The following is a 16411-nucleotide window of genomic DNA, read 5'->3' as shown; positions in this document are numbered from 1 at the left end:
GTTATTCTTTAAAAAAGGGAAGCTGATGAAAGCCTTCCCTTTTTTACATTTTTGAAGTATTTGCAGTACATCTATTGACCTAGTAAAGCACCTTCTTCATTAACGAATTTTATTGTATATGTTTCTTGCTGTTTACCGTCCTCAGATGTAACAGTAATGACCGCTTCTCCTGGGAGGGATTTTGGCAGCTTAATTTCTGTCTTTGCTAGAATATCGGTTGTTATTCCTTCAATGATTAAATCCTTATGGATACGGCCATTCATTTCTACTTGATAAAAGAAGGTATTTGCTTTAAAGCCCTGCAGGTGCTGTCCATTTATTAGGATACTTTCTAATGAGGCGTCCTCTCCAACTCTTGGGACAGACGTTTCTCCTTCTCCCCATACCATGATTTCAGAAATAGCAATACAAGTATTTGGCATGGCACTCATTATTGCACGAACCTTAGAAGTTATAATCGGCTCAAACGAGAAATTAACCTCTTTTCTAGCTTCTACGTTGGTCTGCGTGCCATCAATGTCAACCCAGTCACTGCCATCCCAGTACTGCAGGTACAATGTTGCTGCTGGTCTTGTACCTCCGAAATCGTCATAGAAATGGAAATCTACTTTAGAGATAGTTTCTTCCGAACCTAGATCAATCGTTACTGAATCTTCTGGCCTCCAAGCATTTGGATCCCAATTGGTCCAGCGGACACTGGAAATAATCCCGTCAATCATGTTTGCCGGCTTATCATACATACCTGTAAAGGAAGCACTTGCCTTTGTTCCGGACCTTAAGGACAGATTTTCCAAGGCATCTTCGGTGACTTGTATTTGCGCAATAGCTTTCACAGGGCTATATGGATTTTTTCCTCTAACGGTAAATTTCCCATAATCAGCGTATAATGACGGGTCGATTTCATCCCATTGGACTTCTACTTTCCCTTCTGCCCCATTCTCTAATGTTACTGCCACTTCTTTCGGTAATACCGGAGCAGCGCCTGGTATCGTTTTAATTTTTACAGGCTCGAAACTTACAATTTTTGATACAGTTACATTAGCAATCGCTTTAATTTCCGTATCTGCTACCGTACCCTTTACTGTAAAAACATTTTCCTTATCATAAAGTCTTGGATCAATATCATCCCAAACTACTTCTTTTAGAACTCGGTCACCATTTCCATAGACAGCTGTTACTTCTTGTGGAAGAACTGGTGTTGTTTTTTTCTTTGGTACCGTAACTTTAGAGCGTTCCACTTTGACGATTTCTGCTTTTACTAGTTTCCATACTTGATTGTTGCCTGCATTTGGCTGCCATAGAGTGGCTTTTGCGTTCTCAGCGGTCGACTGCCCGCCGATTTCCAGCAATTGACCATTTTCAACGTTTACAAAGGTAAATTCTCCATTCCCATAGGTTGAAAGAATCCACTGCTGATTAAGTTTATCCGTATCATCTTGTAAAATAGCGGCGCCATTTGATGAACCAAGGACCTTTCCGGTTGCTGGATGGACAATTTGATAACGTTCCTTGTTGCTGTACCCGTCCGTTACCTTTTGAATCTTCCAGCTCTGACTTTCTTTTTCATGAATCGTTGTTTTCTGAACAACACTTTGGTTGTCAGAAGTAATGTCGAGCACTTTCCCACTGTGCTTGTTAACCATTAAATATTCTTCTTCGGGATCAACAAAACTCTGTTCCGGGTTGACACCAGAGACGTTTGAAACAACAAAAGTTGTAATCGATTGAGGTTCTACCGTTGCCGATAATTTCTTGGCAGCAATTTCTATAGTTGAACCTTGAGCAATATTTTTTGATGCTGAGGTTACATAAGGAATCGCCTCCGCATTTTCTTTTACCGTGCCAAATCCGGATAAGTCGAAGTTGAGTGCTTTTTCCTCCGTACTATTGTTTGTATAGACAATGACTACTGATTCATTCTGCTTATCGATTGCCGCCAATGTACTTGTATTACTTGAATTAATCACTTGAGAACCAGGGCGGATAAACTTACTGTAATTGCCCATCGCGTAATACTTTTTATTTTTATAAATTGTTACTTTACTAAAGTCCTCTGGATCAAAATCTACCTGAATTAATCCCCAGTTCCCATTTTCATGTTCCGGGCTCATATTGACCTCGTCTTCGATCGACTGCCAAAGCACCCAAGCCTCTGGTTCGAGTTTCTGAATATCCGTGGTAATCCGTTCAGATAAACCTAGACCCGTACGGATATCCTCATGATTTTGGCCAAAACCGCCTGGACTTAAATCCACTTCTGACATCCAAAGTCTTTTCCCTGATATTTTGGCAATGTCTCTTACACCAGTTTGTTCTTCCGGCCAGTACGTATGTACATTTAATTGACCAAGGTTTGCCCGTGTTTCAGAACTATATTGCTCCCAATTCTGTCTAAACTTTTGTGGGTTTGTCTCATCCATACCTGAAACTACTGTTTGAAGCTGCTTTTCATCTAATTGCTTTTTTACTTCATTAATAATTTTCTGTTGTGAAGCAGGTGACCAGTTCGAGCCTTCCTGTCTTCCTAATGCACGCCAATATCCTGTGTTTGGTTCATTTACAGGTGACAATGTTTTAAAATCAATGTCCATATCTTTTTGTAAACGATCAACTACTGTAGTTAAGTAAGTGGCAAATTCCTCAAATTGATCTGGTTTTAAATTGTCTTTCCAAGGATCAGTGTTTCCAGATACATAACCGCTTTGAGTCATAAAGTATGGAGCAGAATTGGAAAATGCCTCAAAGGTATCCGCCCCTCTTGCTTTTGCTGCCTGCAGCCACCAGCGCTGATTGGCGTCTGCACTCCAATTCCAGTGGTCTGGATTTTCTGGATTCCACCAATTCTTTTCCTCCGGCAGCACATCCGCTGGTCGGTTCCAATACCCAGGGACCGCTCCACCTTTACGCATATAAGGCTCAGTCTCAGGTGCATCCCCACCGCCAATGTTATATCGAGCAATATTAAAATTTAATCCATTTTCTCCAAATAGATCATCAGCTAATTGATTTCGAAGTTCATCTGGCCAGCCGCCCGTTATGTTGGCAAACCAAACGAGCGCAGTTCCCCAGCCATCAAATGGTTCATGCTGATAACTTGGATCTAATTTAATAGTTTCTTCATTGGATTGTACTTCTACAGTTGTTTCATCTGCTGAAGCAGTCTGTGGTACTGCAGGTGAAATTATCCCCACTAGCAGTAATACAATTAAACCGTAGATAAAAAACTTTCTTCCATACTCCCCTTGCAACATCAATATATCCTCCTTATATAGGTTCACATGATGTTTATATTCTAAGATGGATGACAAAATCTTTTACTGCAGGTCATGCAGTAATTCAGATTAATGTGATCACCCCCTTAAATGAAGAGTTTAAGCTTATAGGTACATCTAATCGGAATATTCAGATATCCGAGAGCACGGGCTATCTTTTTACCTGCAAATATTTAATTTGTGAAGAGCCCTTTGACTAGGACTCTTCACAAAACCTATTACACTCTATGAATCATAAATTCAAATTCCATGTCTTGATCAGCCTTAATAAGGTGTTCATCATGAACAGGAGCTCCCCAGCTGTCGTCCCCGCCAACACCCATCTGCTTACCGGCAACTGTAACGACGGTATAATGAACAGGTGGAAGTTCATAAACATGCTGTGCATTTTCAAGCTCAAAAGATGTATATGGACTAAAGTTACATTCTAACGGTTCCGAAACGGATGAAATTCTTACTCCTTGACCATTACGGTTCGTCACACTAACACGGCGGACACCGGTTCTATTACCAGATTCCTGCGGCATAACATATCCTGATAGATTACCAGTTACCTGGTTTTTAAAGATACCAAGTTTAGCACCCATAGCCCGGTCAGAGTAGTTCTCTTCTGGTCCCATCGCATACCATTCCAATTGATCATAATCTGCCGGAACTTTGAAGGACACCGCGAAAATCGGCAGCTGCGGCAGATTTTCTGCCCCTTTATAAACAGACTTAACCTTTACACTTCCATCAGAATAAACACTGTAAACTGTCTGTACTTCGAGATCATGATTAATGGAGAATTTATAAGTAAAGCCTACACTCACATAACTTTCTTGTTCTTCTACCTCAATATTTACACACTTTCTCGCCAAGCTCGCGGCGTACCAAAGCCCTGAATGGAAACCTTGAGAAAACCCGCGGTCATTGTCAGTCGTAGCTCTCCAGAACAATGGTGCCGGAGGAAGTGCAATAATTTCTTTACCTGCATAGTTAAGGGAAACTAAACTGCCTACACCTTTTGAGAACATTACCGTAAAATCACGGCCATGAATGCCAATATTGACATCCCCATAGGCTACCCTTAAATTGCCGCTTGCTGGTGTTATTACCTTTGTACCCACTTGATAGACAAACTGACCGAAGGCAATCTCATAGCCTGCATCTGCCCAAAGTGTGCTTTCCTTTAACACTAGTGATGTTTGAACGCAATATTCACCACTTTCAGCTTCGAACTCTTCAGGAATATCAAACTCAAAACGTCCCTCACTTTGCGGCTCAACATCTGCAATAAGTGAGTTTCGGTACACTTCCTTTCCTTCACAGAAAAGAACATAGTCAAGCTCGTAGTCCGCCGTATTAGAGAACAGGCTTTCATTTTTAATCGTTACACCATTTCCGTCTGGCACTAGTTTAAAATCTTGATATAAAAACTTCACTTCCTGCATTTTTGGAGAAAGCTCGCGATTCGCATAGACAATTCCATTTGTACAGAAACCATAATCCGTCGGACGATCACCAAAATCTCCGCCATATGCAAGGAATTCATTGCCGTAACGGTCCTTTTTATAAAGTGATTGATCGATATAATCCCAAATGAACCCGCCTTGATACATCGGATACTTCTGCTCAAGATCCGTGTATTTGTACATGCCGCCAAGTGAATTCCCCATTGCATGCATATACTCGCAGCTAATGTACGGCTTCTCCGGATTATCATTTAAATACTTTTCAATATCGGCTGGCTTCGCATACATGCGGCTTTCCATATCACTTGTATCATTATAATCACGGTTGTGGAAAACTCCTTCGTAGTGTACAAGTCTGCTTGGATCAACCTTTTTGAAATATTTAGAGACATTCAAAATGACTTCACCAGCGTATGATTCATTACCACAGGACCAAATTAAAATCGATGGGTGATTCTTATCACGTTCTACCATTGAAATGGCTCGGTCCATGACAATAGCTTCCCACTCCGGCTTATTACCTGGAATATTCCAAGAAGGCTCTACAGCCCCCATCTTTTGCCATGATCCATGTGTTTCAAGATTCATTTCATCAATAACATAAACGCCATATTCATCACATAATTCATACCAATAGGTTTGATTTGGATAATGTGAGGTACGGACTGCATTTATGTTATGACGTTTCAATGTTTTAATATCCCAAATCATATCTTCTTTTGTAATTGCCCGGCCCCGGCGTGGATTGAATTCATGGCGGTTCACACCCTTGAATACAATCCGCTCACCATTGAGGTGCATAATTTTATTCACGAGTTCAAATCTTCTAAATCCAACCTTCTGCGGAACAACCTCTACTAAAATCCCATTTCCGTTGTAGATTTGGATAAATAATTTATACAAATAAGGATTTTCTGCACTCCATAATGCAGGCTTCTCAACATTCATCGTAAATGACCACTTGCCATCAATTTTTTCAGCTTCAGCAGTTTGAACAAGAGTACCATTTTTATCAACTAATTCCGCTGTAATTCTCGAAGCAGCTGCACCTTCAAGCTTTACATCGACAGAAAGAGTCCCTTTTGTAAAAGTGGAATCCAGTTCAGGACGAACATGGAGGTCGGCCGCATGAATTTCAGGAACAGTGTATAGGTAGACATCTCGGAAGATTCCTGAAAAACGCCAAAAATCCTGGTCTTCAAGCCAGCTGCCCGTACTGCGCTGATAAACCTCCACCGCTAGTTTGTTCTCACCCTCAACTAAATAAGGTGTAAGTTCAAACTCTGCTGGAGTAAAAGAATCCTCACTGTAACCGATAAACTCTCCGTTGAGCCAAACATAAAACGCAGATTCCACACCTTGAAAAGAAATATAAATCGGACGCCCCTGCATATTGGCTGGAACGTCGAAATATTTCACATAACTCCCAACCGGATTATGATCAGTCGGGATCTCTGGCGGGCGAAGTTCATGATGCCCATCCCATGGGTACATCGTGTTGACATATTGCGGCTGCCCGTAGCCTTGGAGTTGTATATGTCCCGGAACCGTAATATCCCCCCAGCCTGCGCAAGGGTAATCTTTCTTAAAAAAGTCCACTGGTCTATGGTCTGGATTAATACTATAGTAAAACTTCCAGTCTCCGTTTAATTCATGACGCATTTTCATTGGAGAGGCGCTTTTTGCCTCCGCTAATGTTTCATAATAAACATGATCTGAATGGGCAGGAACACGGTTCACCGCAAAAACATTCACATCTTTAAGCCAATCTATACTTGGAGTGGTTGTCATCTCAATTACACTTCCTATCTACATTAATCTGAATCTGTTATTTTACAGAACCCATCATTCCCGCAACGAAATGCTTTTGCATGATGAAGAAAATTAAAGCAGCCGGCAGGGTCGCAATGACGATGGCTGTCATAATGACACCATAGTCAGGTGAATAACTTGAACCTAGGACAGAAATCAGCAATGGAATGGTCTGATTTTCTGGAGACTGGAGCACGACAAGCGGCCATAGGTAGCTGTTCCAGCTAGCCATGAACGTAATAATCGCAGCTGCAGCGTAGGTTGTTTTCATTGTTGGAATATAAATCCTGAAAAACACTCCGAGCTCTGTTAAACCATCAATTCTTCCCGCTTCGAGAATATCCTTTGGAAACATCTTCGTGCTTTGTCGGAAGAAAAAGATAAGAAAAGCGGTGGTAACCGTCGGTAAAATAACCGCTGAAATGGTATCAATTCCAATCATTGGCGCCGTCTGTGAAATCGTTCCAAACATTCGGAATAACGGAACCATTAATGCCGCAAAAGGAATCATCATCGAAAGCAATAGGAAGTTAAATAAATAGTCCTTTGCCTTACTCTGATAGATTTCAAATCCGTAGCCCGCCAAAGAGGCAATTAGCATTCCAACCACGGTAGTGATGATTGAAATTTTGGCTGAATTTACTAAGGCAGGAACGAGGTCTACTGTATTCAGGAGATTCGTTAGATTCTCCATAAAATGGCTTCCAGGCAATAACCTGCCTTTTGTAACGTCGACTGACTTATTTGTTGAACTGACAATCATCCATAAAAATGGAAAGATGGAAATGATAGCAGCGACTGTAAGAAATCCATAACCGAATACTTTTTTAAGCATTTTTATCACCTGCCACTTTAAACTGAATGATGGAGAAGATAACAATTAGAATGACAATTGCGTATGAAACAGTAGCAGCATAGCCAAAATCCGGAGTATATTTAAACGATAAATTGTAAATATACTGGGAGATCGTCATCGTAGCATTACCTGGTCCGCCACCCGTAATATTCATTACTTCATCGAACAACTGAAGCGTTCCAATGGTGGAAGTAATCGAAGTAAACAAAATAATCGGTTTTAACATTGGAATCGTAATCTTGAAAAAGGTTTGGATCGGTGATGCCCCATCTATTTTCGCCGCTTCATAAATGGATTGATCGACGTTCTGGAGGGCAGATAAATAGAAAATCATATTATAGCCGGTCCAGCGCCATGTAATGGCAGCAATAATCGTGATTTTTGCCCAGAATGGGTCTGTTAACCATTGAACTGGTTCTGAAATAAGTGACAATTTCATTAACATAATGTTAACTATGCCATCTTGGCCAAATAAGTATTTGAATGTAACCGAATAAGCAACAAGTGATGTTACACAAGGTAAAAAGATGGCCGTACGGAAAAATCCTTTAAACTTCAAAGCTTTATCATTCAATAAAACAGAAATAAATAAAGCTAGAATAATCATAATTGGTACTTGGATGATTAAATAAATAACGGTATTTTTTAAGGTTGTGAGAAAGACTGGATCTTTTAATAGACGTACATAATTTTCGAGGCCGACAAATGTTAAGTTTGTTCCTCTCCCCGATTGTAATGACATAATGAAAGCTTGAACCATCGGGTAAAAATAAAACAAGCAGATCATTACAGCAGCGATCGTAACAAATGACCAGCCAATGGCGGTGTTTTTCATTCGAAGACCCCGTGTAGACTTAACTGTCTGCATAGGTGGGTTGGCTTTTGCAGGTATCACATCTAGTCAGCTCCTAACTTAGTTTTGACTTTTTATAAATAGGTCTGTTCAATTCACGTTCGTTTAACATGGAATGCAGCTTAAAAAATAAAAGCCCCGAAACACCCGCCTGACCTATATCGCTCCACTTAACCGAAGAGGAGAAGCCGGCGAGTACCCGAGGCTTTCTTTTATTTGATTATTTCACCTGTGTTTCAGCTTGACCTTGGGCGTCTTCTAACGCCTTATCAAGATCTTTCCCTTTAATAAAGTTTTGTGCTTCAACTGCAAGAATGTCTTCGATTGCATAGGTGTGTAAACCGAAGTTTACTTGTGGAATTTCAGCAGTCCATTTTGCGAAATCAGCAATGACCTTTTGCCCGCCAAAGTACTCGTCTGCCGCTTGGTACGCTTCACCTTCAGAGGCTGGCTTGTAAGTACCAATTGCACCGATTTCCTTATTGATTGTTTGGTAAAACTCAACGTTTGAACCAAAAGTTTTCCCTAGGAAGTCAGCTGCTTTTTCCTTCCCTGGTACATTCAGAACATACCAAGAGCTTCCGCCTAAGTTTGAAGCGTTAACAGAATCAGCTACGCCAGGAAGTTTAGGGAAAGGCACGACTGCCCACTTACCAGATTGGGAAGCTTCCGCTTTAATTGAAGGAGTAATCCAGTTTCCTGTCGGCACAGTTGCCACATTACCGCTGTTAAATCCAGCTAAGAATTGACTCCAGTCAGATACAGGTTTCACTAAATCTGCGTCTAAAAGTTTTTTATATGTTTCAAATGCTGCTTTTAGTGCTTCATTGTCAGCTAAGTCAGGTGTTACACCATCTTCCTCTAAGTACCATGAACCAGCAGTTTGGATCATCATACGAATTAAGCCAAGGTCGTTAGGGTCTTGTGTTAACATTTGTTTACCAGTTGTTTCTTTTACTTTTTTACCAATTTCAATGTACTTGTCCCAGTCGATGTTTTGCAGGTCTTCAACTGTGTAACCAGCCTGCTCTAAGTAATCTGTTCTTACATATAATCCTGTTACTCCCGTATCGAATGGAAGGCCATAGTTTTTACCATCCAAGCTTGTTGGAGCAATTTTATAATCGGCAAAGTCTTCCGCTTTAAACGTACCAGTCAGCTCGTGGAACATATCAGGATATGCTTGAAGGAAGCTTTGTGCACGATAATCCTCAATTAAAACGATATTCGGAAGCCCTTTTGTAGTACCAGAGCTTAAGCTTGTATTTAGCTTTTGAATAATGTCATCCTGAGCATTTTCAATCACTTCAATCTCAAGGTCTTTATTTTCAGCTGCATACGTTTCTTTTGCGATATTCATAGCTTTAATATTAAAGTTTGGATCCCAAGCCCATACGGTGATCTTATTGGTATCCTTTGCCTCTCCGGAAGTATCTTTTGTTTTTGACCCCGAAGAACAGGCAGTCAATAACAGTAAGCTTACTAATAATAGAGCAAGTACTTTTTTCATTGATATTCCCCCAAGTGATTTTGTTTGTAGTTGTAAGCGCTATCTGTCTTACATTTCCTATGTTAGCACCAGCCCGGGGTTAACTGTTAGGACGATATTTTTAATCTTTTGTACTATTTTCAGATAATTGGTTCCGTTTACATTTTGAAATTTGTACTTTTTTTAGATACTAGAACTATTTTTGAATCGGCAGTGTTATTCGGACTTTTGTCCCTTCCCCTAGGCTGCTTGAGATGGTTACTCCATATTCTTCTCCATAAATTAGTTGAATACGCTCATGTACATTTCGTACACCAATACCTGAGAAATGCTGTTGTTTGCGCTTCGTGTGTGGAAGTGTGTTATCCTCTGAAACTTCCATTCCGTCCCCATTATCAATAACCTCACAAGTAAGGGTATTCCCGTCCTGCCAGACTAGGACATTAATATGACCTAACAGCTTACGGATAAATCCATGGAAAAAGGAGTTCTCCATAAAAGGCTGAAGAATCAGTTTTGGTATCTCCCAGTCCATACAATCAGGCGTGACAAAATAATTTACTTTAATCCGGTCACCATAGCGTTTCTGATTAATTAATACGTAATTCTTTAAATTATCCAGTTCCTGCTTAACCGTAATGGTTTCACTGACATTGCCTATCGTGTTCTGAAGCAAAGAAATCAATGCATTAATAGTCGCTTCTGTCTCTTCTTTACCGCCCTGTTGGACCATAAATTTTATCGAAGTCAGTGTATTGTATAAAAAATGCGGGTTAATTTGCTGCTGCAGGGCAGCTAGTTCCGCATTCCGCTGATTTTTTTGCGAGATGACAAGCTGGTCCACATATTCATGAAGCTCATCGAGCATCGAGTTAAAGGCATGTCCAATCTCCCTGGTTTCATACGTCCCAGAAACCGTTACATATTTGTCAAACTTATGCTTAGAAGCACTCTCAATTTGTTTTACCAGCTTTGATAATGAATTTGTCATTCTTCTTGAGGCGAAGAACACAATAATCAGTGCCACAAAGACTATCCCCATCGAAATAAGCACGATCTGCTTCTTATCGATTAAATTGCCGAATGCTGTTTCTTTATCGATGATATTAAACATGTACATTTCATATGATGGAAGATATTCCATCAAGATTATTTGTTCTTTTCCCAAAAATTTTTTTACAATGTAATCTTTTGGTTCAGACATTATTTCATTGGCGTATTGAAGCAGCTCCTCCGACGTTTCGCCAATTAGCTTTGACTGATCGCTCGACATAATAACCCCAGATTTGTTTACTAAGAAAACATGATTACCAGGACTAGTGTAGTTGGAGTAAAACTCTCTAAATTCATTTTCTTTAATCGCGAAATACATCGTTCCATAGCCAATTCCAGATGTTCGTTCCATTAACGCTTTCGAAGTGACTATGTAATTACCATCCTCTTTATCAGGACGCACATCGTATTGGTACATCAATCGCTTAGGTTCTTTAAGCGTATTCTTGAATATGTTACCCGACTTCAACTCATCATCAGTAATGGGCCAATAGGTCCGGTCAGTCGAGTAAATAATTCCATTTGTACCCGTGACGATGATACTTGTTTCGTAAGTGTCCACACTAGACTCTATTCGATTCATCTGTTGACCCAGTGTAAAATAAGCATTCAATCGCTGTACATTGGTCGTCTCTTCTGTAAGAATTCTCTTAATCGTACCGCTTTGCAATAACTTGTTTGATGCGACGACGACCGAATAATTATAAGTCTCAAAGCTATCTTTCACCTGATCCATTACTTTTGCATTTGTAATACTGAATTTCTCGAAAAAGAATTGTTCTGACATTCGAATCGTCGTCCACGTTATCGTAACAGAAACGGTGATAATGATGATCACACTAATCAGAAACATGGTGATAAATAAATTGTTATGTCTAAACCGTTCTGGAATAAATCTCATTTGTACACCATCTCTTATCTCGTGTTTTGTTTTCTTCTATATTGACTTGGTGATAGACCGGTCATTTTTTTAAACACTTTGCAAAAATAACTGTGGTCGGAATAACCCACCATACCACTGATTTCAGAAATAGTGGCTCTTCCCTCAACAAGAAGCTTTGAAGCTTCTTCAATCCGAATTCGATTAATGTATTCAACAAAGCCTTCACTATTATGAGTTGAAAAATAGCTAGATAAATAGGAAGGATTAAAATGAAAATGCTTCGCAACATCTGTTAGGGTAAGCGGCTCCGCATAATGGTTCTTAATAAATTCTAGCAGTTTTTTCATATTCTGATTGTCCAGATAATTTTGAGAGGAATTAATACATTGATTCGCTTCAGTAATAAACTTGCCAAATTGCTCTATTACCTCTTTCGCATTCGGTGCTTCCTCTATTAATTTGAAATACGAATACTTGGCATGATCCAATTCTTTAACGTCGTAATCCATGTTTCCAAGCAGAATCGTAATATTAAAGACTATGTTCCCGAAAAAAGCCTTATATTCATATACATCCATGGTATAACAGTTAGATAATGCTGTTACATGTTCCTGAAGATAGTTAAAAGCAGCTTTAAAATTTTTCCGTTTAAATTCACTTGTAAACCAATCCAAATTGAATCCTTCACATTCCGGTGCCGGGTTAGGCAAGTTTTGTTTCATTAAAAGCGGCTGTTCAGAAAAGTAAAAACGATAATTTAATAGTTTTAGCAGACTTTCTTTGTAAATTACCGCTAACTGAGAAAGATCAGTAAAGGACTCACTTAGAACAAAACCATAGCCACTCTCTGATTCTGCGAGCTGCTTCGCAAATGTTATAAAATTAGTAAAATGAACTCCGTTTATAAGGACGAAATTTTGTTCGGAATGAAAGGTATACTCCTCCTGACTAAATTCAGCTTCAAATCTTCCCTTAATATGTTTAGGCAGGTCATTTTCCCCACTTTTTAACTGAATACCTAATAAACGAAATTCACCAAAAGGAAACACTTCAGAAAGCTTCTCGACATCAAAATTAACTTCATAGCCTGAAATCAACTTTTGTATCATTTGTCCAACGGAAAGATCAACCGAAGCTTGTTTGTCCATCATTTGAAGAGACGGTATACGCTCAGCCGCTGCCTTCAATGCATGCAGCAGTCCTTTTGCGTCCAACTTAGGCTTTAGAATATAATCAACCACTCCACTTTGAAAAGTAGAGCGGACATAATCAAACTCTCCAAAACTACTAAGGATTATCACTTCAATTTGTGGATAACGTTCCTTTACGATTCTCGTTAATTCTTCGCCATCCATAATCGGCATTACGATATCCGTTAGTATGATATGTGGATGCTTTGACTCAATTAGTTCAAGCGCTTCCAAACCGTTCGACGCCTCCCCAACAATTTCAAACCCTTGCTGTTCCCAATTTAGATAATGCTTAATACCCTGTCTAATTAATGGTTCATCATCAACAATAAGTACTCTTCCAAGTTCCCCAACTGTCAAAACCTATCCCTCCAGATGGTGAAAAATTTTGATATTTCCATTCTATTATACTTTTTCTGATTTGGGGAGGTTTCATAATATTACCTATTAATCCGCCATAAACAGCAAATAGACACCACAATTCATTTCGAAATTTATGGTGTCTATTTCGGTATCTATCTAAAAAATTTGGGCTATTAAGTTGATATTCCTTCTTTTTGTATGGTCACTTTTTCTGTACCCAGCGTGATAATCATCTCATCATCCACTAATTCAACATGTGGTACCATATTCCAATGTTTTAATACTTCTTCATTTCCTGGTTCCCCAAACACAGCATTTACCAGCCAATGCGTGCCGGGTTTTAAGCTTCCTTTGACTGTAGGGATCACCGTTCTTGGGTTTATGAGATTGGTATTTGCATTCGGATAGACCAAATCTGGCTGGCCATTGCCATATATACTTTGGATGCCGCTTGCACCCCAAGGGTATCTAATGAAACTTTCTTGTTTGTTCAGAACAACTTCGGCCGTTTGGCCTTTATATTCCTTGTTTTCAAGACCCAGCGCAAAACCGCCATCTGCATAATCTAAGTTTCTATTAGTCTCAATACAATGTATACGAATATGCCATGGTGCCCCGGCTACAAGCCAAGTTTTAATTTCAACACCACCAAATGGCTTCCATTTCGTATAAATGACGTTTTCAGAAACAGTATAGTCCAAACAGGTTCTCTTGCCTCTATAAAGATTGTCACCTTCACTAACAGCTAGCATGGAATCAAACGCACCTTGCGAAAGACCCCATTCTGCTTTTTGGACACTAAAACCAAAATGGTTAGAGTAAACAAATTTTTCATATTTTGCGGCCGCGTGTGGATGTTCATTTGTGTGCTTATAACCAGCGTTAAAAGCAAGCGTATGCCCCAGAACTTCTTGTCTGCATAAAATAAACCGCGGTGATTTTTGAACTACTTTTTCGATTAAAACGGGAAGCGGCTTTTCTTCTGCCTGCCAAAATGGATGTTCCTCAGGGAGCGCTAAAATTAAAAAAGTTTTAAGTGACCAATAAGGCGAACCCGGTGCATTATAGTTTTCCGCCATAATCAAATTCGGATAACCATAACCGATTGTCAGCAGTCCATTGGCGTCAAAGATAGGCTGCTGGAACCACCAGCGGAGGTTCCTTAGAATGAGTCCCTTCATCTCTCCCAAAGAAAACGACTCAACTCCGGCAAATACGAGCGCGCTCCAAAAGGCAGATTGAGAAAAGCGATAAGCTAAACTTCTGCCATAAGGGAGGGCAGAGCCATCACTAGCAAACCAATAGATAAACTCCTTTGCAAACTCGGCTGCTCTATGTTTATACTTTTTCGCTCTTTCAGGGTCTTCTTTATCCATTAGTTTTGCATAGAGCAAGCTGTAAAAATGGATGGCAAAGGGTCCATAATAGTCACAGTGTGCATTGAGTCCGTCCGCATACCAGCCTTCCTCTAAATAAAACTCATCAATTCGATCAAGATTCTGTCTTATCTTACCCTGATCATAAGGTAATCCCACTGCTTTAAAACCGAGGTTTACGATTACCGGGAAAAACAGCCAATTACAATCATATACATGTATTTGATTGATTTGATTCAGCCATAAAAAGAGGTTTTCTTTTTCCTGCTCATTAAGTGGGTTCCAAATTCTCTCCGGAGTTAACGCCAGGGCATAACCAAATGCCGCCATCTCAACGGCACGCTGATCAAAGCTTGAAATTTCGCCCCAATATTCTTTGTGACTAGGATTGGTACCGTTTTTTATTCCCTGCATGCACAATTCCCAAACTTCCGAGCGTTCGCCGCCTGCCAGCATTGGAACCAGTCCCCAAAGTATCCGTGAGAACCCTTCCAGACCTGCGATGTCTTCACTGTAACTAGTTCCAGTGCTTCCTAATTCGAGCTTAGCCTTCCCCTTGCTATAATACGGCTTCAAAGGACTCACGATTTGCTTAACTGCTTCTACTAAATCCGCTCGGGACTGGAGAAGATTATTCTGTATCGGTAAATCGTGTTTCAGCATAAACGACACCTGCCTTTACCAAAATAATTCCTTGTAACCTTTTAATCTAGCAAGTCCTTCAACAAAGTAATAATCACCATATATCAACGGGTTATTCATAAATTTTTGTTCTGGGAAATGGCTCGTTCCTTGGAGAACCAATCCCTCTTCAGATCCTTCCCAATCACCATAATTCTTGTATAACGATTGTAGAATCTTCTCTCCTGTTCTCTGATAAACGGGAGCTTCTGCCGCACTCACTTGATCAGCTAATAACAGCAGCCCGCATGCAGCAATGGCGCCTGCAGAAGAATCCCTCGGAGAAGCGACATCAGCTGGAAGAAGAAAATCCCATACTGGTACGAAATCCTCTGGCAAGTGGGCGATAAAGAAATGTGCCACTCTCTTCGCACTCTCCAAGTATTTAACATACCCAGTATAGTGATAGCTCAAGGCTAATCCATAAATGGCCCATGCATTACCTCTTGACCATGCCGAATCAGGAGCATATCCCTGACCGCCCAGTGCTTCAATCCTTTCACCGCTTTCAGGATCAAACCGGACAATATGATGGACGGCTCCATCACTCCGAACAAATTGGTTTAAGACCATATCCGCATGTTTTACTGCAACTCCCTTAAATCTTGGGTCACCTGTTTCTTCAGATGCCCAATAAAGAATAGGCAGATTCATCATGCAGTCGATAATCGCTACACCACTGTTGTCTTCCCCTTCAGTCCATGGATTCCAAGCACGTATGTAGCTGCCATTCACATTGAACCGGCCCATTAAGAGATTAGCAGCCAATAAAGCACGTCGTTTTGAATTCTCGTCACCTAGAAGCTTATAATGAGCAACGCTTGTCAGCGTCCACATAAAGCCCATATCATGGTCAAGCCGGTAATAGTCATGTTGAACAGCATCGAGCTTTGCTTCACACTCTTCTGCAATTTGCTTTAATTCTTCATTTTTCCGATCTCTATATAAAAGCCAAAGCAATCCCGGCCAAAATCCTGCCGTCCACCAATATGGTTCAGCCAGAACATATTGGCCGTTTTCACTTGCGTGAGGGAAATTGGCTCCTATCCTTTTGCTTGTTCTGTCAATTTTTTCATTAACTTTCTCCCATGCCTCACTTACCCATTGGTATTGTTCTGTCATCATCCTT

9 protein-coding genes are annotated in these 16411 nt (G+C 40.3%); all 9 read right to left on the bottom strand.

Translation table 11 applies throughout. From position 1 onward, the window contains the following. Positions 1-71: 71 nt before the first annotated feature. Positions 72-3251, bottom strand: a complete 3180-nt coding sequence (locus QNH29_RS02925) for a glycoside hydrolase (protein WP_283863369.1) — start codon at positions 3249-3251, stop codon at positions 72-74. 239 nt (positions 3252-3490) lie between these two features. Then, positions 3491-6517 (bottom strand): beta-galactosidase, LacZ type, encoded by a 3027-nt coding sequence (lacZ, locus tag QNH29_RS02920; protein ID WP_283863368.1) that lies wholly within the window; start codon positions 6515-6517, stop codon positions 3491-3493. Between the two features lie 37 nt (positions 6518-6554). Beyond that, positions 6555-7373: a carbohydrate ABC transporter permease gene (locus tag QNH29_RS02915; RefSeq protein WP_481858771.1), complete on the bottom strand. Its 819-nt coding sequence runs from the start codon at positions 7371-7373 to the stop codon at positions 6555-6557. After that, a complete protein-coding gene (locus tag QNH29_RS02910) occupies positions 7366-8262 on the bottom strand; it encodes a carbohydrate ABC transporter permease (protein WP_283863367.1) in 897 nt (298 codons plus the stop codon). The genes QNH29_RS02915 and QNH29_RS02910 overlap by 8 nt, the downstream gene beginning before the upstream one ends. Positions 8263-8467: 205 nt before the next feature. Continuing rightward, a complete protein-coding gene (locus QNH29_RS02905; RefSeq protein ID WP_283863366.1) occupies positions 8468-9757 on the bottom strand; it encodes an ABC transporter substrate-binding protein in 1290 nt (429 codons plus the stop codon). A gap of 175 nt (positions 9758-9932) precedes the next feature. After that, positions 9933-11690 carry a sensor histidine kinase gene (locus QNH29_RS02900; RefSeq protein ID WP_283863365.1) on the bottom strand — a complete coding sequence of 586 codons (1758 nt, stop codon included), beginning with the start codon at positions 11688-11690 and terminating at the stop codon, positions 9933-9935. Between the two features lie 14 nt (positions 11691-11704). Then, on the bottom strand, positions 11705-13222 hold the full coding sequence (locus QNH29_RS02895) for a response regulator transcription factor (protein WP_283863364.1): 1518 nt from the start codon (positions 13220-13222) through the stop codon (positions 11705-11707). A 176-nt stretch (positions 13223-13398) separates the two neighbouring features. Further along, a complete protein-coding gene (locus QNH29_RS02890; RefSeq protein ID WP_283863363.1) occupies positions 13399-15264 on the bottom strand; it encodes a DUF2264 domain-containing protein in 1866 nt (621 codons plus the stop codon). 15 nt (positions 15265-15279) lie between these two features. Next, the gene (locus QNH29_RS02885; RefSeq protein ID WP_283863362.1) at positions 15280-16407 is read right to left on the bottom strand and encodes a glycoside hydrolase family 88 protein; all 1128 of its coding nucleotides are present in this window, start codon (positions 16405-16407) and stop codon (positions 15280-15282) included. Between the last annotated feature and the right edge of the window lie 4 nt (positions 16408-16411).

Source organism: Neobacillus sp. DY30, assembly GCF_030123065.1.
Lineage (GTDB): Bacteria > Bacillota > Bacilli > Bacillales > Cytobacillaceae > Neobacillus.
Note: the sequence above shows the minus strand (reverse complement) of the source record. Positions and strands in the feature narration are given on the sequence as shown.